This window comes from Vibrio sp. Vb1755 (genome assembly GCF_033338635.1).
GTDB classification, from domain to species: domain Bacteria; phylum Pseudomonadota; class Gammaproteobacteria; order Enterobacterales; family Vibrionaceae; genus Vibrio; species Vibrio alginolyticus.
Genome location: NZ_JAWOTA010000014.1, coordinates 100,874 through 119,920, shown reverse-complemented (window position 1 = coordinate 119,920; position 19,047 = coordinate 100,874). Strand labels below are relative to the sequence as shown.

Annotated in this window: 16 protein-coding genes and 1 riboswitch; of the genes, 7 read left to right on the top strand and 9 right to left on the bottom strand. The window is 44.8% G+C overall.

The annotated features are described in order from the left end of the window. Positions 1-34: 34 nt before the first annotated feature. The gene (glgA, locus tag R7E00_RS14010) at positions 35-1,492 is read left to right on the top strand and encodes a glycogen synthase GlgA (RefSeq protein WP_193837457.1); all 1,458 of its coding nucleotides are present in this window, start codon (positions 35-37) and stop codon (positions 1,490-1,492) included. 109 nt (positions 1,493-1,601) lie between these two features. After that, positions 1,602-2,405: an alpha/beta fold hydrolase gene (locus R7E00_RS14005; protein ID WP_017820032.1), complete on the top strand. Its 804-nt coding sequence runs from the start codon at positions 1,602-1,604 to the stop codon at positions 2,403-2,405. 31 nt (positions 2,406-2,436) lie between these two features. Here R7E00_RS14005 and R7E00_RS14000 read toward each other — a convergent pair whose 3' ends face one another. The 5 genes from R7E00_RS14000 to torD all read right to left on the bottom strand — a co-directional run bounded on the left by R7E00_RS14000 (position 2,437) and on the right by torD (position 6,783). Next, positions 2,437-2,757, bottom strand: a complete 321-nt coding sequence (locus tag R7E00_RS14000; protein WP_017820033.1) for a DUF2007 domain-containing protein — start codon at positions 2,755-2,757, stop codon at positions 2,437-2,439. 20 nt (positions 2,758-2,777) lie between these two features. After that, complete coding sequence (locus R7E00_RS13995; RefSeq protein WP_262606132.1) at positions 2,778-3,464, bottom strand: TVP38/TMEM64 family protein; 687 nt, start codon at positions 3,462-3,464, stop codon at positions 2,778-2,780. Between the two features lie 114 nt (positions 3,465-3,578). Then, positions 3,579-4,169 carry a TfoX/Sxy family DNA transformation protein gene (locus R7E00_RS13990; protein ID WP_005378367.1) on the bottom strand — a complete coding sequence of 197 codons (591 nt, stop codon included), beginning with the start codon at positions 4,167-4,169 and terminating at the stop codon, positions 3,579-3,581. A 116-nt stretch (positions 4,170-4,285) separates the two neighbouring features. Continuing rightward, a riboswitch (cyclic di-GMP riboswitch) is annotated at positions 4,286-4,375 on the bottom strand. Positions 4,376-4,662: 287 nt separating this feature from the next. Then, positions 4,663-5,667: an HTH-type transcriptional repressor PurR gene (gene purR / locus R7E00_RS13985; RefSeq protein WP_033905052.1), complete on the bottom strand. Its 1,005-nt coding sequence runs from the start codon at positions 5,665-5,667 to the stop codon at positions 4,663-4,665. 468 nt (positions 5,668-6,135) lie between these two features. Then, positions 6,136-6,783 carry a molecular chaperone TorD gene (gene torD, locus R7E00_RS13980; protein WP_318124436.1) on the bottom strand — a complete coding sequence of 216 codons (648 nt, stop codon included), beginning with the start codon at positions 6,781-6,783 and terminating at the stop codon, positions 6,136-6,138. A gap of 266 nt (positions 6,784-7,049) precedes the next feature. On the opposite strand from torD, the gene torR reads away from it, so the two are divergent. After that, complete coding sequence (gene torR, locus R7E00_RS13975) at positions 7,050-7,760, top strand: two-component system response regulator TorR (RefSeq protein WP_005378370.1); 711 nt, start codon at positions 7,050-7,052, stop codon at positions 7,758-7,760. 72 nt (positions 7,761-7,832) lie between these two features. Here torR and elyC read toward each other — a convergent pair whose 3' ends face one another. Next, the gene (gene elyC / locus R7E00_RS13970) at positions 7,833-8,618 is read right to left on the bottom strand and encodes an envelope biogenesis factor ElyC (RefSeq protein WP_005387893.1); all 786 of its coding nucleotides are present in this window, start codon (positions 8,616-8,618) and stop codon (positions 7,833-7,835) included. 114 nt (positions 8,619-8,732) lie between these two features. Between elyC and cmoM the strand changes: the two genes are divergently transcribed. Genes cmoM through mukB form a run of 4 tightly spaced genes read left to right on the top strand, consistent with a single transcriptional unit; the run spans position 8,733 to position 16,036 of the window. Continuing rightward, complete coding sequence (cmoM, locus tag R7E00_RS13965; protein ID WP_054578034.1) at positions 8,733-9,524, top strand: tRNA uridine 5-oxyacetic acid(34) methyltransferase CmoM; 792 nt, start codon at positions 8,733-8,735, stop codon at positions 9,522-9,524. Positions 9,525-9,526: 2 nt separating this feature from the next. Continuing rightward, on the top strand, positions 9,527-10,864 hold the full coding sequence (gene mukF, locus R7E00_RS13960) for a chromosome partition protein MukF (RefSeq protein WP_318124435.1): 1,338 nt from the start codon (positions 9,527-9,529) through the stop codon (positions 10,862-10,864). Then, positions 10,845-11,570: a chromosome partition protein MukE gene (mukE, locus tag R7E00_RS13955; RefSeq protein WP_005378379.1), complete on the top strand. Its 726-nt coding sequence runs from the start codon at positions 10,845-10,847 to the stop codon at positions 11,568-11,570. Before mukF ends, mukE begins: the two co-directional genes overlap by 20 nt. Before the next feature lie 2 nt (positions 11,571-11,572). Beyond that, positions 11,573-16,036 carry a chromosome partition protein MukB gene (gene mukB, locus R7E00_RS13950; protein WP_031777201.1) on the top strand — a complete coding sequence of 1,488 codons (4,464 nt, stop codon included), beginning with the start codon at positions 11,573-11,575 and terminating at the stop codon, positions 16,034-16,036. A gap of 143 nt (positions 16,037-16,179) precedes the next feature. On the opposite strand, the gene R7E00_RS13945 is transcribed toward mukB, so the two are convergent. The 3 genes from R7E00_RS13945 to R7E00_RS13935 form a co-directional block, all read right to left on the bottom strand. Beyond that, positions 16,180-16,332, bottom strand: a complete 153-nt coding sequence (locus R7E00_RS13945; protein WP_005378381.1) for a hypothetical protein — start codon at positions 16,330-16,332, stop codon at positions 16,180-16,182. Positions 16,333-16,559: 227 nt separating this feature from the next. After that, the gene (locus R7E00_RS13940; protein ID WP_005378387.1) at positions 16,560-17,528 is read right to left on the bottom strand and encodes an alpha-L-glutamate ligase-like protein; all 969 of its coding nucleotides are present in this window, start codon (positions 17,526-17,528) and stop codon (positions 16,560-16,562) included. 3 nt (positions 17,529-17,531) lie between these two features. Further along, on the bottom strand, positions 17,532-19,037 hold the full coding sequence (locus tag R7E00_RS13935) for an inactive transglutaminase family protein (RefSeq protein WP_005378389.1): 1,506 nt from the start codon (positions 19,035-19,037) through the stop codon (positions 17,532-17,534). Positions 19,038-19,047: the final 10 nt, after the last annotated feature.

Below are 19,047 nucleotides of genomic sequence, written 5' to 3'. Positions count from 1 at the left end.
GAGGGCATTGTTGTTATTCCGAAAGGAGCTCGAGTTGGCTACTAACAACTTATCTATTCTGTTTGTAGCTTCTGAGGTTGAAGGCCTCATTAAAAGTGGTGGCTTGGCAGATGTTGCCAAGGCACTACCGGAAGCCCTTCAAAACCTACAGCAAGACGTAAGAATTACCATCCCTGCGTACAGCAGTATTGATAAACTCGCAGACGCAGAAGTTGTATTAGAAACAGAATTAACATCATGGCCGCATACGGAGTATCGAGTTTTGCGGCTCATGTTAGGTCAAAATCCTATTTACCTGATTGATTGTCCGCCGTATTTCAATCGACCATCAATGTATGCGGAGAACAACCAAGCGTATACTGATAACGGCGAGCGCTTTGCGTTTTTTAGTGCAGCATGTCTCGATATGTTACCCAAGCTCGCCTTTCAACCTAATATCATACACGCGAACGATTGGCACACAGGTCTTGTTCCATTTTTGCTCAAGCACAGGTATGGCAATGATCCGTTTTTTGCTCATACTAAAAGCGTCATTTCAATTCACAATGCGGTCTTTAAAGGCGTATTTAGTTATGAAGACGTGCAGTGTTTGCCAGAGTTTCATTGTAGAAACGTTCCCGATGCTGCGGTGAGTGCAACGCATATTACGATGCTTAAAGCTGGTGTAATGAATGCAGATAAGATAAACGCGGTTAGCCCTACGTACGCAGAGGAACTAAAAACAGAGCTTGGCAGTCACGGCATGGCTTGGGAGTTTCAGCAACGTGCGCAGGACTTAGTCGGCATCTTGAATGGTTGTGATTACAGCGCTTGGAATCCGGAAACGGATACCTACTTGCCGGTTAATTACTGCGCCGACCAGCAAAGTATGTCGCAAGGGAAGAAAGCTTGTAAAAAAGCATTACAACAACGACTAAATTTGCCCGAAAAAAATGTAGCTATGTTCGGTATGGTTTGTCGGTTGACCCAGCAGAAAGGCGTTCATTACTTGTTGCCTGCTTTGGCCGATTTTTTGAAGCACGATGTTCAGCTAGTTGTCGTTGGGACCGGAGACCCTGTTCTTGCCGCTCAGTTACGAGAGGTTGCCGCGAAGTTTTCTAGCAAATTTGCCTTTGTAGAAGCGTATGACAATGAACTTGCGCATATCGTTGAAGCTGGTTCTGATTTCTTCTTGATGCCTTCTGAGTTTGAACCATGTGGCTTAAACCAAATCTATAGTATGGCTTATGGGACATTACCGATAGTACGCGGTGTTGGTGGCTTAAAGGACAGCGTTAGCGATTATGATGTAAACCCATCTGAAGCAACGGGGTTTGTTTTTTTCGAACCGACACCGCAGGCATTGTTGTTAACGATGCTAAGGGCACTGTTGCTCTACGCTCAAAACGAGCCTGAAGTGAATAAAGTACAGTTGCACGCGATGCAACAAGACTTTTGTTGGCAAAAGGCCGCAGAATCTTATTTGCAGCTTTACCACTCAGCGTTAGTTTGACTTAAAATTGTAACGAAAGGCACCGAATGAGGTGCCTTTATTATCTTGAGTAAGGGGAGTGTGGTAGGATGGCTTTTTACTCAATAGCACGATCTTTTTGATACTCAATATGACCCAGCCGCTACTTTTTCATAAAACCTATTTGCACCCTACTAGTAATGAGTGGGTTGTATTTGTGCACGGTGCTGGTGGTAGCTCTTCTATCTGGTTCAAGCAAATTAAAGCTTACAAGCAACACTTTAACTTATTGCTGATCGATTTAAGAGGTCATGGAAAGTCAAATCAGTTACTTAAAGAGCTCATTGCTAGCCGTTATACCTTTACGGAAGTTACCCAAGATATTTTGAAAGTATTGGATCATTTAAAGATCCAATCCGCTCATTTTGTCGGTATGTCGCTTGGTACTATTATTGTTCGAAACCTTGCTGAATTGTCATCAGAGCGCGTACGTTCGATGGTGCTCGGCGGTGCTGTCACAAGGCTTAACACTCGTTCTCAGATATTGGTGAAATTAGGTAATTTTTGTAAGCATATCCTACCGTACATGTGGCTCTACAAACTGTTCGCTTATATTGTTATGCCTCAAAGAAGCCAACGAGAATCTCGCCACCTTTTTATTCGCGAAGCCAAGAAGCTTTGCCAAAAAGAATTTAAACGTTGGTTTATTCTTGCCGCTGATGTAAATCCGTTAATGAAATATTTTAAAGATCGAGAGTTACCCATTCCGACTCTTTACTTAATGGGCGACAGGGATTACATGTTTATTAAACCTGTCAAAGAAATGGTTGCAGCACATAAGCTCAGCATTCTACGAGAAATCCCGAATTGTGGTCATGTATGCAATGTAGAGCGTCCAGAAGACTTCAATCAACACTCCATCGAGTTTATTAAACAGCAAGCTGTATGTGCTTAAAACTGAGTGCATCCACTGAATAGGAGAGCCGCTATAGCTCTCCTAGTTGATATCCACATTGCCAACATGCACCAAATTGCCCTTCGTTTATTTCATGACATTTTGGGCATTGCCAATCTTGATACTCATGCCTATCGGATTGTTTTCGATATGCTTTTACTATTTCTTCAGCTTTCATCTTTTGTGCCGTGTCAAAAAGCCACACATAAGGATCGGTATCATCACCAAACGGCAGTTCTCCTTTTAAGCCGAAAATACCTTCTCCGCGAACTTCACAGTAAATTTGTTCCACTTTAAGCAGCTCACATACAATGTGTGCTTCTGCTGGGTTTTTAGCGATAAATATTTTCATCAAAATACCCACTTCACCAATTACGAGTTTTGCTGACTTGGTGTCGGCCTTACTTTATTCATAACCCATTTAGTGATGATTGGAAATAGTCCCAATAGCGCAAAAGACGCTAATACTGCGGGTGAAACAATGCCCGATAGGCTTTCAATTGTTGCTAATTGAGTACCTGCATTCAGATATACGGCTGTGCCTGGCAGCATACCTATTTGGCTAGTGAGATAAAATCGACCTACAGACATCGGTGTTAAGCCCATCAGTAAGTTGATTAGAAAGAAAGGGAATACAGGGATTAGACGCAAGGAAAATAGATAAAAAGCTCCGTCTTTTTCGACACCTTGATTAATTGCGTTGAGTTTATTTCCGAATTTGTTTTGTACCCAGTCACGCAATAAGTATCGGCTGCTCAAGAAGGCCAGTGTTGCCCCCATAGTGCTAGCGAAAGAAACCAGTAGCAAGCTTGTCCAAAAACCAAATAAGGCTGCACCAAGTAAGGTGACTACTGCCGCTCCTGGGATAGAAAAAGCGGTAATTGCAATGTAGGTAAAAAAGTAAATCGCAGCCGAGAATATAAAATTCTGATCGATGTATGTAGTTAGTGCTTCTTGTTGGGCTTTTGCATTCTCTAAGGTTAAATACTGGCCAAAGTTAATACCTAAAAAGACGATAGCCGCTAGTAGGATGAGACCTAATATCAGTTTCTTATTCATAATTTTGATTCCAATTTGGGATATATGTAATAAGACAGTAGGAAAACCGAAAAAATTTCACAAAAAAACCGCAGATTAGACTGCGGTTTTACAAGATAGTTTTTAGGCCGACTTTTATTGGAGGCCGTTCATCAACTCATCTCGGCGAGCTTGAGGTACCACACTCCAATGAGTGCCGTTGATAGCACCTTCTAGTGCCCATAGCAACTCAATGTTGACGGTTGCAGAGTGTGTATCTCTTATCGCTTTATAGGCGTTAAGCGCACCTTCCTCTTCAAGCTTCTCTACGGATTCGATGCCGGCTTTTTTTAGCATGCGCTCGGTAGCCAGTCGTAAGTTAGGCAAATCTTTCAAACGGTTAGGCTTTGTACTTGCTTGCTGTTCTTTCTCAAGCTTTGCCTTTTTCAATGATTGATTCGCTACTTCGATTAAGCGTTCGCTTGATTCCCATAAATCGCTGGAAATAGCGTAGTACTTTGTAACGACTGGGAAGCCACGTTTTTTATAAACGTAAGGCTTTAGCCCTTGTTTCTCGAAGTCAGATGAAGTTTTTTGGTCTGCTCTGATATGAAGCTGATTGTTTACCACTAGTGCAAACATTGTTTCATCAGCGAATAGTCCGAAGCCACCAAACATTGAGCGCGACTTGATATTACCAAGTGCCTCAAATAGCTTCATAGAGTCTTTGAGTATCGGTTTATCCATGTTTTGTTATCTCGGTGTAATTAATATTACGCCACCAAAAGTCAGGTCCGAGAGAGTAGCAAACATGCGTAAAAACAATGTCATTACAGAGTAAAGTCATTGCTTACACACTTGCCATCGGTAACCCCGCTACCTTCCATATCGTAATATGGTTCAGGCCGGAGGCTTTGCGTCCCACTCTTTCGAATGGTTTGCCCTGTGCGTGACACAATGAGCATACTTCTTATATTGAATTAACATCACGGTTTAGCGTTAAAAGTGTGATTTTGGTTCAATAAAAATGATAGATTGAATGCTCTATTTTGCATATGGAAAGGTGCAAATTGGCCTTTGAAAAGGAGTTCTTAATATATATTACATTTATATAAAACAGGGAGTTAACGTTAGTCAATTGTTATTAGAGCAGTGTGAAGTATTAGAGAATGCTTAATTTTCCCCAAAAAATAAGCGCCCCTGTAGAGCGCTTATTTAACACGGTTAAATACAGTGAAATTTAGTTCATTTTTTTCACAGTATTTCGAATTACAAGCTCAGGTTGCATTTCGAAAACTCGTTTTTCGTGTTCTTTATCTTTGATACGCTCAAGTAGAATTTCGAATGCATTTTTACCAACACGACGTTTAGGTTGGTGGATAGTCGTTAGCGGTGGAGAGAAGTATTCCGCAAGCTCGATGTTGTCGTAGCCGATCACTGAAATATCTTCAGGAATTTTGATCCCGTTTTGTTGCAAGCGGCTCATTAGGCCTAGAGCCATTGTGTCGTTAAAACAGAATACCGCCGTCGGGCGCTTGTCCATTGCGGTAATTTTATCTGCAACTAATACGGCCGTATCACATTCAAAGTTACCTTCAAGGATCCAGTCTTCATTTACAGCTAGGTTCGCTTCGCTCATTGCGCGACGGAAACCTGCAATGCGCTCTTGGCAAGCAAGCTTTTCAAAATGACCGCTTAGACAAGCGATATCCGTATGACCATTGTCAATCAGATGTTTGGTTGCAATGTAGCCACCTTCTTCTGAGTTATCCATGATCTTGTCTGCTTGTGAGCTCTCTGGGCCCCAATCCATGACCACTTTAGGAATGTCCGCATGACGGTCAAGCATCTCTTTTAGTTCTTCGGTTAAGTCAGAACACATCACAAGGATGCCATCAACGCGCTTTTCAGCCAGCATACGAATGTAATCGCGTTGTTTTTCGTAAATCCCGCCTGTGTTACATAAAATCAGAGTATAGCCTTGGCGGTAACAGTAGCTCTCAACGCCATCAATCACTTCTGAGAAAAATAGGTTAGTTGATTGAGTTACTAACATGCCAATCGTACGAGTTGAGTTGCATTTTAGGCTGCGTGCAACGGCACTTGGCGCGTAATTCAGCTCGTCAACGGCTTTCATTACTTTTTCTTGCGTTGCTTCTGCAACGAAACGCGTTTTATTGATAACGTGCGAAACTGTCGTAGTGGAAACGCCGGCTAAGCGAGCAACGTCTTTTATCGTGGCCATAAATGGTGTCCTGTATCGAGCTACTGAAATATGTCGTATTGGATGTACCTGATGCTCTAATGGTTTCACACCTAGCAATCTAAAATTGGCGCTAAGTGTCTCGGCAGCGGTTGATCCAAGTGCGACAAAAGGGTGCGTAGCAGCATCGGTCGATGAATTTTATCTTTTTTCTATCTGATGAGAAATTGCCATCAACCTGTTAAGAAAACACAAAAACCGCTATATTTCAGCGGTTTACATATAAATCATATTTAATCGTTTGCGCTCACATTTTAGCCCTATGTGGACTGACTAGCAATGTTTTCAGCAAGAGATTTGTGTATTTGAAGTCACATTTTGACTGCTAAATAACCAAGCGTCTTTGCGCTAAGTTAAGGCAAACGAATATTATACCCAAGTTACTTACAATTGGTCACTTTCAGGCATACAGGAAGCCCGATAGGCAGGCTCCCTAAAAATAGGCGGCAATTATTCACCAAGAAGGTAGGCGCTGTCTAGTTTACAAAATGCAACTAATAGTTTCGCGACACTCGAGTAAAATCCAAATTCGTCGATTTTTTTACATTTGTCTGAAAATTGAGGTAACCAAGACATCAATTGTTGCTGGATAAAGTCGTTTTGTTTAACGAAGGCTTCTTCCATGTGTTTTTCTTGTTCAAGCTCGTTTGAGCGGATAATCATGTTCCCGAGAAAGTCGAGCTCAACGGCTAAGTGATCCGCAGGTTCCTTTAGGTTTTCGTCTACTTGAACGCCAAATTCAGCCATCAACTTTTCCATTTCCTCAGCTGGCTTGTCATTCAGTAAACCTGATTCACCAATGTACATGGATGCGTAAGGAAGAGCGCCGTATTTTTCTGTCTTCAAAAACAGTTCACAAAAGTCAGCTGCAAGCTCTAGTTGTGCATCTTCACGATCTTGTAACCGATTCAGCGCATCAACTAGGCTATCAACAGCTGGTTTCAGCGACTCATTTTCACCTAAACCTGCGAGAAAACTGCGAATTTCAACACTGTGATAGGCTTCCAATTCTTTCTCTGTTAGTTCTTTTGCGAACAAGCTCGAAAACCACCAGTAAATTTCAGCGCGTTTTTCATTAAAAGCTTTCACTTCTTGCATTTTGGGCTCCTGAATGATGCTTCAAGTCATGCATCACAAAGTCAATTAGGGATATCCCCTAAGTGTAATCAATTAAAATGAATAGCAGTAACTATAATTGTTATGTTTTATGGTCAAAAATGACCGTTTATTAATAGCAATGGGCAAGCTTGTTTTGAATCAATAAAAACGCTAAATCTTGCGTTTTAATGTATCTATGACTAGAAATGTTACTAGTTATGAATAGAATACGTCTTGGATAATAAGAAGACAGAAAAGTGGTGTAAATGAGCTATCACGTATTAGTCGTAGAAGATGATGTTGTAACTCGTAGTAAGCTTGCGGGATATTTCCAAAATGAGGGCTACCAAGTCAGCGAAGCAGAGAGTGGCGCAGAAATGCGTGAAGTTTTGCAAGCGGGCGATGTAGACCTGATCATGCTGGATATTAACCTGCCTGGTGAAGACGGCCTGATGCTTACTCGTGAGTTACGTAGCCAATCGGATATTGGTATCATATTAGTAACAGGACGCACGGATAGCATTGATAAAATCGTAGGCCTAGAAATGGGTGCTGACGATTATGTGACAAAACCTTTTGAACTGAGAGAGCTGTTAGTTCGCGTTAAAAACTTGCTGTGGCGTATTTCAGCAGCGCGCAGTGGCAGCTCGAAAGCGAATGAAACCAGTGAAGAGCACATTGTGCGCTTTGGGGAGTGGACATTCGACATTCAACGTCGCGCACTTAGCCGCAACGGTGAGCCAGTAAAACTAACTAAAGCAGAGTATGAACTTTTGGTGGCATTATCGTCTTATCCTAACCAGGTGTTAAGTCGTGAGCGTATTTTGAACATGATCAGCCATCGAGTGGATGCGCCGAATGACCGCACCATTGATGTTCTTATTCGACGTATGCGCGCAAAAATGGAGTTCGATCCTAAGAACCCACAGATTTTTGTAACGGTACACGGCGAAGGCTATATGTTTGCTGGTGACTAGTTGGAACATAACTCAATCGTAAAAAGAAAAAGGAGAGCTTGGGCTCTCCTTTTTTGTGGCTTCAAGATAATACTAGTTTGCTTCAACCATTGGTGTTTGGCCGACAGTATCACGCAACCTTTGCCAAATACTGCCCAAGTACTCATGCCAATAAAGCTCTGTTTGTTCTAAGTAACGCGCTTTAGGTGAGTATTTATCCCAAGGTTGACTTATCTCGCTAATAGCTAAGAAGTTGGTCGGGGCTGGGATTGGTTTAATGCCTGCTGCGTTGAACTCATACAATGCACGGCTCATGTGACTCGCAGAAGTGACTAACACAATCTCCTTTTGTTGAACGAATGCAGCCGCTTGACGCGCCTCTTCCCACGTATCTTTCGCATCTTCTAATAAAATGATATCGGATTTCGCGACTCCCAACGCAAGGGCAACGTTCGCCATCATTCGCGCGTGGCTAATTTCAGATCCGCCAGCATAGCCGGATAAGATTAATTTCGCGCCTGGATACATTCTTAAAATACGAATGCCCTCAGTTAAGCGCATTAATGCTGCACGGCTTAACTGCGAGGTGGGTGGAATTTCGTCATCGATAACATGACCATTCCCTAAAACCATCACGTAGTCGATGGTGCCAGAAACTGGCAAAAAGGCTTTATGCTCTCGCTCTAACGGCATAAGAAGCTTGGTTGAAACAGGTTGGAAGGCAACAAGAAAAATGCCAACAAAAGAGAATAGAACAACGAAGCAGCCAGTTTTACGTTTTGTAGTAAAACTAATGAGAGCAAGACCCAACAAGCCTATCAGCAGCAATGCCGGAAGGGGCATAAGCATGGCTGACACTACTTTTTTCAGCTCAAACATACATAAATAGTCCGAAAAAACATCAATTGATAATAAAAATGAGGGTATCCCTCTTTATTCCTGCTTTCCTTGTGCCAGAATAGCGGCACAATCCGTTATGATAACTCAGCAGAAGTGACAGAAGACCGCAATTTCGACGATATCGCCCACAAATTTGCAAAAAATATTTACGGCTCCGATAAAGGGGAGATCCGCCAAATCATTGTGTGGGAAGATTTTCTACAGATTCTAAGTGAATTAGATGCTGACCAGCAACCCCTAGAAGTGTTGGACGCTGGTGGTGGTTTGGCACAAATGTCGCAAAAGCTTGCTAAGCTCGGACATCGAATCGCTTTATGTGATCTATCTTCGGAAATGCTGCAGTTGGCTAAGCAGGATATTGAAAAAAACGGTTTGCTTGAGCAGTATCGCCTGATTCATTCGCCTGTCCAATCCATCGGTGAACATATGGATGGACAGGTCGATCTGGTTATGTTCCACGCTGTGATGGAGTGGCTGGTTGATCCTAAGACCGCACTTGAAACAGTTCTTGAACAAGTAAAACCGGGAGGTATCGCATCAGTCATGTTCTACAACCACCACGGTTTAGTCTATAAAAACGTGGTTTGTGGCAACATTCCTCATATATTAGACGGCATGCCTCACCGAAAAAGATTTAAACTACAGCCGCAAAAAGGCTTAAAACCTGAAGAAGTCTACCAGTGGATAGAAAATTCAGGTTTTAATATTTGTGGCAAATCTGGTATTCGCTCATTTAGTGATTACATAGGCAATATGGAATACATGGGTGATTACGAGTTTGAAGATGTGTTGGCGCTAGAAAAACAACTTTGTCGACAAGAGCCATACCTCTCATTAGGCCGCTACATTCATGTGTGGGCTAAAAAGAACGATAAACAGGAATAACAATGAGTGAGATGACTCTCAATGCTGCAGAGCAACCAATCGATGAGCTGGTTGGCTGGGTTAAGCAGCACGATTTCTCGTTGAACCTGACCACAGAGCGATTGGCATTTTTGATAGCCATTGCCGTACTGAGTAATGAAAGGTTCGATGAAGAACTGGGTGAAGGTGAACTGCATGATGCATTTGCCATCGTCACTCGACTATTTGATGAGACCGGCGAAGCCTCCGCTTTTCGTGCGAACAATGCGATCAACGAGATGGTTAAGCAGCGTCTTATGAGCCGTTTTGTCAGTGAGATTACTGACGGAGCGAGCATTTACCGCTTGTCGCCATTAGCGATAGGAATAACCGACTACTACGTGCGTCATCGTGAGTTCTCAAAACTGCGTCTATCTATCCAGCTATCCATGGTAGCGGATGAAATGGCGAAAGCGATTGAGGCAGCACAAAAAGGTGGCACACCGGGTCACTGGAAGAAAAACGTATACGGTGTTTTAAAATATTCTGTAGGCGAAATCTTCGATCAAATTGACCTCAACCAACGTGTTATGGATGAGCAGCAACAGTCAGTGAAACAACAGATTGCTGACCTGCTTAACAAAGACTGGCGCGAAGCGATCAACAACTGTGAAGCACTTCTGTCAGAAACATCAAGCACGTTGCGTGAACTTCAAGATACGCTGCAAGCCGCCAGTGATGAACTGCAAACTCAGATCCTCGATATTCAAGAAATTGTTTACGGTGACCCTGAGCTAGTGTTTATCGAAGAAGCCTTGTTTGGTCTGCAAATGAAGCTGGACCGAATCACAAGCTGGGGCCAGCAAGCGATCGACCTTTGGATTGGTTATGACCGACACGTGCACAAGTTTATTCGTACTGCAATCGATATGGATAAGAACCGTGCGTTTAGCTCGCGTCTGCGTCAATCCGTCAAAGATTACTTCGATGCGCCTTGGTATCTGACTTATGCAGATGCGGAGAGGCTTTCTGACCTTCGTGATGAGGCCCTAGTACTGCGTGATGACGAGGTCACGGGTCAAGTTCCGATGGAAGTAGAATACGAAGAGTTTCAACAAGTCAATGATGAGCTGTCTGAACGAATTGGTGACATGCTAAAAGCGCATAAAGATCAAGGCACGCCAATCGACTTGAGTGTGGTACTGCGAGATTACCTTGCACAGCACCCTTACACTCATCATTTTGATTTAGCTCGCATTATCGTCGATCAAGCTGTACGTCTAGGGTATTCAGAATCGGATTACCAAGCGATTCAACCAGACTGGAAAGCAATCAACGAATTTGGGGCAAAGGTACAAGCGAATGTCATCGACCGATACTAATGAATACATGTCAGAGAATCTGGCAAAAGCAATTTCTAACCCTCTGTTCCCAGCGCTAGACAGCATGCTTCGAGCAGGGCGTCATATCTCAAGTGAAGATCTAGACAACCACGCGTTGCTGTCGGATTTCGAACTTGAGCTTTCTTCTTTCTACCAACGCTACAACACCGAATTGGTGAAAGCGCCAGAAGGTTTCTTCTATCTTCGTCCTCGTTCAACGTCTCTGATTGGCCGTAGTGTTCTTTCTGAACTGGATATGCTGGTGGGTAAGGTACTGTGTTTCCTTTACCTAAGCCCAGAGCGTCTTGCGCACGAAGGCATCTTCACTAACCAAGAGCTGTACGACGAACTGCTTGCTCTAGCAGATGAAAATAAGCTGATGAAGCTAGTGACGAACCGTGCTACCGGTTCTGACCTTGATAAAGAAAAGCTGTTTGAAAAAGTACGTACGTCACTTCGTCGTCTGCGTCGCCTAGGCATGATCATCAACATCGGTGAAACCGGTAAGTTCAGCATCAGTGAAGCGGTATTCCGCTTTGGTGCCGATGTACGTATTGGCGATGACATGCGTGAAGCGCAGCTGCGTCTGATCCGTGATGGTGAAGCGGTAGTGCACACCAAAGAGCCAAGCCAAGGCAGCTTATTGTCTGAAGAAGATCAAGACGACCAAGCCCAAGAAGAAACAACAGAAGAGGGTGAAGCATGAGCATGATTGAACGCGGTAAATACCAATCGCTGACCATGGTCAACTGGAACGGCTTCTTTGCCCGTACGTTTGACATCGATGGTCTGGTCACCACGCTATCAGGTGGTAACGGTGCAGGTAAATCAACCACAATGGCGGCGTTCATCACCGCATTGATTCCTGACCAAACGCTGCTGCACTTCCGTAACACGACAGAAGCAGGCAGCAGCCAATCGTCTCGCGACAAAGGTCTGTACGGTAAGCTACAGCCGGGCGCGTGTTATGCGGCGCTTGACGTGGTTAACTCACGTAACCAACGCCTATTGTTCGCAGTAAAACTGCAGCAAGTTGCAGGTCGTGATAAGAAAGTAGACATCAAACCGTTTGTTATCCAAGGTCTTCCAAGCCATGTGAAACCAACAGATATCTTGGTTGAAAGCGTATCTGCGACTCAAGCTCGTGTACGTCAAATCAATGAAGTAAAAGAATCAATCGCAGAATTTGAAGGCGTTCAATTTAAAGCCTTCTCTTCTATCGTGGATTACCACGCACAAATGTTTGAATTCGGTGTGATTCCGAAGAAACTGCGTAACTCTGGTGACCGTTCTAAATTCTACCGCCTGATCGAAGCATCGCTTTACGGTGGTATCTCAAGTGCGATTACCCGTTCGCTACGTGACTACCTTCTGCCACAAAACGGCGGCGTGAAGAAAGCGTTCCAAGATATGGAATCGGCGCTGCGTGAAAACCGCATGACGCTAGAAGCGATCAAAACTACGCAAGCAGACCGTGACTTGTTCAAACACTTGATCACAGAGTCGACTAACTACGTGGCAGCGGACTATATGCGCCATGCTAACGAGCGTCGTAAAAAACTAGAACAGACATTGTCTTTGCGTTCAGAGTTATTTGGTTCTCGCGAGACCTTGATTGAGCAAAACAATCTGCTTAATCGCGTTCAAGAAGAGCTGGAACTGCTGATCGAATCAGAATCTTCTTTAGAGCAAGACTACCAAGCGGCTTCTGATCACTTGCAACTGGTGCAAAACGCGCTGCGTCAGCAAGAGAAGATCGAACGCTACCAAGAAGATCTTGAAGAGCTGAGCGAGCGTCTTGAAGAACAAATGATGGTAGTGGAAGAAGCGCAAGAACGCGTGATGATGGCTGAAGAGCAAGCTACCGTTGCAGAAGAAGAGGTGGATAGCCTTAAGACGCAACTTGCTGATTACCAGCAAGCTCTTGACGTTCAGCAAACTCGCGCCCTTCAATATCAACAAGCAGTTCAAGCGCTGGAGAAAGCGAAGCAGCTACTTGGCGATGACAGCCTAACGGCGGAATCGGCTCAAGCGCTTGTCTCTGAGCTTAAGAGCAAAGAATCAGAACACACCAATGCGTTGCTATCGGTTAAGCACAAACTGGACATGTCCTCTGCAGCGGCAGAGCAGTTTGAAACCGCGCTTAAACTGGTACAAAGCATCGTTGGTCAAGTTGAGCGCAAAGACGCGTCTGAACATGCGAAAACTGCAATCGCGAAAGCGCGTGAGTCACAACAAATCGCACAAAACGAACAGCAATGGCGAGCACAACACCGTGATCTCGAACGCAGCCTTAACCAGCAGCGTCAAGCACGTGAACTGGTTGCTGAATACAAAAAGCAATATCACGTTGAACTAACCGATGAGGTTACGTTTGAACAAGAACGTGAACGTCATGCGACGCAAATCGAATCACTAGAGATAGCTCAAGAAGAAGTTCGTGATCAGCGTGGTGAACAGCGCCGTCTAGAGCAAAACGCGGTGGCAGAAATCAGTAAGCTTGAAGCAATAGCACCAGCTTGGATCGCGGCGAACGATGCGCTAGAGAAACTGAGAGAGCAGAGCGGTGAAGAGCTTGAGGATCGCCATGCGGTAATGAACCACATGCAAGTTGTCCTTGAACAAGAAAGGGAGCTGTCTTTAGCTAAAGATAAGCTTGCTGAGCGCCGTAGCCAGCTAGACTCTGAGATTGAGCGTCTTGCTTCTCCTGGTGGTTCAAATGACCCTCGCCTGAAAGGTTTGGCAGATACGCTGGGCGGTGTATTGCTGTCTGAGATCTACGATGACATCACGATTGATGACGCGCCTTATTTCAGTGCGATGTACGGTCCGGCTCGTCACGCTATCGTTGTTTCTGACTTGTCAGGCATCGAAGAGAAACTGGTAGAGCTAGACGACTGTCCAGAAGACTTGTACATCATTGAAGGTGACATCGATGCCTTTGATGACAGCTCGTTCGATGCAGAAGAGTTAGAGGGCGCGGTTTGCGTTCGTATGAACGATCGCCAAATGCGTTACTCTCGCTTGCCTGAGATCCCATTGTTTGGCCGTGCGGCACGTGAGCAGCGTCTAGAGTTGCTGCGTAACGAACGAGAAGAAGTGGTAGAGAAACACGCAAAAGCGGCGTTTGATTCTCAGAAAATGCAGCGCTTGTACCAAGCGTTTAACCTATTTGTGTCTAACCACATTCAGGTTGCTTTTGACGCCGATCCAGAACAAGCACTGGCAACTATTCGTGATAAGCGTAACCAAATTGCTCGCGTGTTGGCGGATCTGGATGTGAAAGAGCAACAACAACGTTCTCAGCTTCAAACCAGCAAGCAAGCGTTGTCTTCTCTGGACAAGCTAGCGTCACACATGGTGCTTGTTGAAGATGAGTCATTGCAAGCGCGTTTTGATGAGCTAGAAGAGAAAATCGCTCAGCTTGCAGAGGCGAAGAACTTCTTAAGCAACCATGCAAAAGCCGTCGCGCAATTAGAGAATATTGCGTCTGCGCTTGATGCTGACCCAGAGCAATTCGACGCGCTAGAAGCAGAATACAAAGCGGCAGACGAACAGCTACAAGATCTTAAGAAGCAAATCTTTGCACTCTCAGATCTCGTTGAGCGTCGCCACTACTTCGCTTACTCAGATTCAGTAGACCTACTGAACAAGAGCAGCGAACTGAGCGAGCAGCTAAAAGCAAAACTGGTTCAAGCTGAACAAATGCGTACACGCTCTCGTGAAGAGTTGAAACAGTCGCAAGGCCAAATGAACCAATACAACCAAGTATTGGCGTCATTGAAGAGTTCACACCAAGCGAAACTGGAAACGGTTCAAGAGTTCAAACAAGAACTTCAAGAGTTTGGCGTGAACGCGGACGAAGGTGCTGAAGAACGTGCAATGCGTCGTCGTGATGAATTGCATGAGCGTCTACACACGTCTCGTAGCCGTAAGAGCGAATACGAGCGCACAATCACCTCTACTGAACTAGAGATGAAAGGCTTGGCGAAACGTCTGAAGAAAGTTCAGAAAGAATACGTTGAGCTACGTACCTTTGTGGTTGCAGCGAAAGCTGGCTGGTGCTCTGTACTTCGTCTGGCGCGCGAGAACGATGTTGAACGTCGTCTACACAAGCGTGAACTGGCTTACATGTCAGCGGATGAACTGCGTTCGATGTCGGATAAATCACTGGGTGCGCTGCGTCTAGCGGTTGCGAACAATGACGACCTGCGTGATGCGCTGCGTCTATCAGAAGACAACGCTCGCCCAGAGCGTAAAGTTCTGTTCTATATTGCTGTATACCAACACCTTCGTGAGCGTATTCGTCAGGATATCATCCGTACTGATGACCCAGTTGAAGCAATCGAAGAGATGGAAGTCGAGCTGGCGCGTCTAACGGAAGAGCTAACGCAACGTGAAAACCGTCTAGCGATCAGCTCTGAGTCGGTAGCGAGCATCATCAAGAAGACGATTCAGCGTGAGCAAAACCGTATTCGTATGCTGAATCAAGGCTTGTCGAACATTTCGTTTGGTCAGGTGAAGGGCGTACGTCTAAACGTGAAGATCCGCGAAAGTCACGAAGTGCTACTGAACGGTCTAGCGACACAACAAGAGCAGCACAAAGACCTGTTTGAATCGACTCGCTTTACTTTCTCCGAAGCAATGGCGAAGCTGTTCCAACGTGTGAACCCACATATCGATATGGGTCAACGTTCTCCTCAGGTTTTGGGTGAAGAGCTACTGGATTACCGTAACTACCTAGAGCTAAGTGTAGAAGTGAACCGTGGTACAGATGGTTGGCTACAGGCTGAGTCTGGCGCGCTATCAACAGGTGAGGCGATCGGTACTGGTCAGTCAATCCTACTGATGGTTGTTCAAAGCTGGGAAGAAGAATCACGCCGCCTGCGCAGTAAAGACATTGTGCCTTGTCGTCTGCTGTTCTTAGATGAAGCAGCGCGTCTGGATGCGAAATCGATCGCGACATTGTTCGAATTGTGTGACCGTCTGGATATGCAGCTTCTTATCGCGGCACCAGAAAACATCAGCCCAGAGAAAGGTACGACCTACAAACTGGTGCGTAAGGTGTTTAAAGACCACGAACACGTACACGTAGTGGGTCTGCGCGGTTTTGGTCAAACGGATAAGCCTAAGACCGAAGCACAAGAGATGATTGAAGAGTTTGAATCGTAAACTTCGAATCTAACAAAACGCCCGCAATGAATGCGGGCGTTTTTGTATCTGTTTACGAGGCAGGCTTCGAAATACATAAGATAAGCCGAGACTGTAGGACGGCAGTCTCGGCTTATTAACGGAACTTAATGAGGAAGCGACGTTTATTCCTCTGGAATATCGTCCCTGACTTCGATCATTTCAGCAAGCTCTTCAAGTGCTTGGACAGAAAGCTCAGACAAGCGTTGTAGGTGTTGGTCTAAGCTCTCTTGTTCTTCAAGCTCTGGTTCATCATTATTTGTTTCTTTTATTAGCATTTCCCAACCTCTCAAGTTGAGTAAGGGGAGCTCTCATCATACTCAAAAGGCAAAGTAGAAAAGAAACGATCTATGTTGATTTTGTTAGCTCGATCATTGATTCAACTTATATATGAGAAGGATGTGTTTAATAAGGAGAGCAAGTGCAAGGTTTTTGGATGCGGGAACAAAAACGCCAGTAATCATGACAATTACTGGCGAGTAATAACGAACATTATGTCGGAGGGTTAGAACAACGGCTTCACACCGAACTGCTCTGCCGCGTAAGCGACGCGTTCAATCGGTTTTGGATACTCAGCAGGTGTGCCAAGGCTCTCTATGTGTTTCAAACGAGGAAGCAAGCCTGCACCATTAGCGATTTGGATTGCCAGACCAGGGCGAGCGTTAAGCTCTAAAACCATAGGTCCTTCATCTTTATCCAGCACCATATCCGTACCCATGTATCCCAAACCTGTCATTTCCCAGGCACTTGACGCAAGCTCCAGCAAGCGCTCCCAATGCGGTACTTGAAGGGTCGAAAGGTCTTTACCTGTATCAGGGTGATGAGTCACTGGATGATCGAACTGCACCGCTCTGACGGCTTTACCTGTCGCGATGTCAATGCCTACTCCTACGGCACCTTGGTGAAGGTTTGCTTTGCCGTCGGAAGCCGCTGTAGAACAGCGCATCATCGCCATAACTGGATAACCTTTAAATACGATGATCCGAACATCTGGTACGCCTTCATAACTGAAGCCATCAAAACAGTCATCAAACTTGATTAAGTTTTCAACCACAGCAACGTCATTTTTACCACCAAGAGAGAAAAGGCCAGCAAGCGCATTACTAATGTGACGCTCGACCTCATCCCTACCAATTGTAGAGCCGGAGGGTTTGGTATATACCCCGTTTTTGTGAGACGTAACAACCAGAATGCCTTTACCGCCACTACCTTGTGCAGGTTTGATTACAAAACCAGGCCAGTTCTCAACCATTTTGTGGATAGTCTTAACTTCAGCTTGGTTATGAATGACACCGATCAGGGCAGGAACTGTTGCTCCTGCTGCCTGTGCAATAATTTTGGTCTTTAGCTTGTCATCGACAAGTGGGTATTTAGAACGATCATTGTAACGGCCAATATAGCTGTGGTTACGCTTGTTCATCCCCATAATGCCTTTATGGCGAAGCTTAGACGGCGAAGTAAAACTTTCGAACATCGTTTAGTCCTCCGCTAGTGGTTTGAAGCGTCGTAGCTCAGTGAGGCGGTAACCTGTGTAAGTACCTAGTAATAGAATACCGGCCAGAACAATCAACTGTAGACCAATGAAGTTAAAGGTTAAGTGTTGAATGTATGAGTTCGTCATTGCAAGGTAAACTAATACCGCTGTCAGCAATGAACCACCACCTTGCAGAGCAACTTCCTTCGCACCTTCTTCTTCCCATAGGATTGACATACGTTCAATCGTCCAAGACAAGATGATCATAGGGAAGAAGGTAATTGTTAGGCCTTCTGTTAAGCCCATTTTAAACGCAACAACGGTGAACACCGAGATGATCATAATAACGGTAATAATGACCGCAGATATCCTTGCTACCAGCAATAAGTTCAACCTAGACAAATAGCTTCGAATAATCAGGCCTGTACCTACAATTAGCAAGAAACCGACAATACCCGTTAATAGTTGAGTTTGAACAAAAGCAACGGCAATCAACACAGGCATAAAGGTACCGGATGTTTTCAGGCCGATAATCACACGCAAGAACACAACGATCAGAGCACCAATAGGGATGAGCATGATGGTTTTGAACATCGCTTGCTCTTCCAAAGGTAGGCTATGAATTGAAATATTCAGTAATCCATCTGCTTCTATTTTGTTGTTTGTAGCTTGTTGTGGTGTCATTTCTTGCTTAATCATCGAGAAATGCACTTGGCTATTTTTACCACCAACAAGGTCAAGTAAGGATACGTTTGATTCATCCCACACTAACAAGTTGGGTTTCACTGCTTTTTGTTCGGATTTTGGCGAAAACAGTACCCAATCTTTACCTGACCAAACCTGAACCATTGGTTGAATTGTTTGGCGTCGACGACCATCTTCTAGTTCGATAACACCGACGGTTTTGCTCTGTATACCTGCGGTAAGCAAAATGTTATGCAGTGCATCAGTACGGCTGAAATCGTTCAGTAGTAGCGACGAGTTTTGGCTATCAGGGTCATTAAGCGCTTTGATAAGCTCACGAGTAAACGTCACATTATCGGCTGAGCGACTCATCGCACGTTCGATAAGGGCATTTGCCGCTGCTGCTTGTGGCGCTGAAAGCGTTGGTGGCGTAATGTCTTCCGTTGGCGGTAAAGGAGTGACTTTAGCCTGAGGGTCTACTAAGAACTGGGCTTTGTAGTATATGGTTTGTGGCCCTTGAGCTTGGCGAATTGACCATTCTGCACGACGGCCTGAATCGTCATTGATGTAGGAAACGCCATAACCTGATGAGGAAGCAGATTCACCGATAAGTGTGTAACCACTTTGTGTATGAGGTGCTGCAAGTGACGCTTTTACTTCGTTGCCGTTAGCATTGAACTCAATACGAGCTTCTACATCCCATACCTGGCGAGTTTCGCCTGGCGTCCAAGGCACGCCGTAGTTTTCATGTCTGAAAACACTCAGAGCAATGCCCGCAATCACCAATAAGATGATAGAAAGGTAAAACGGTATTTTTGACGTCATAATCTACCTT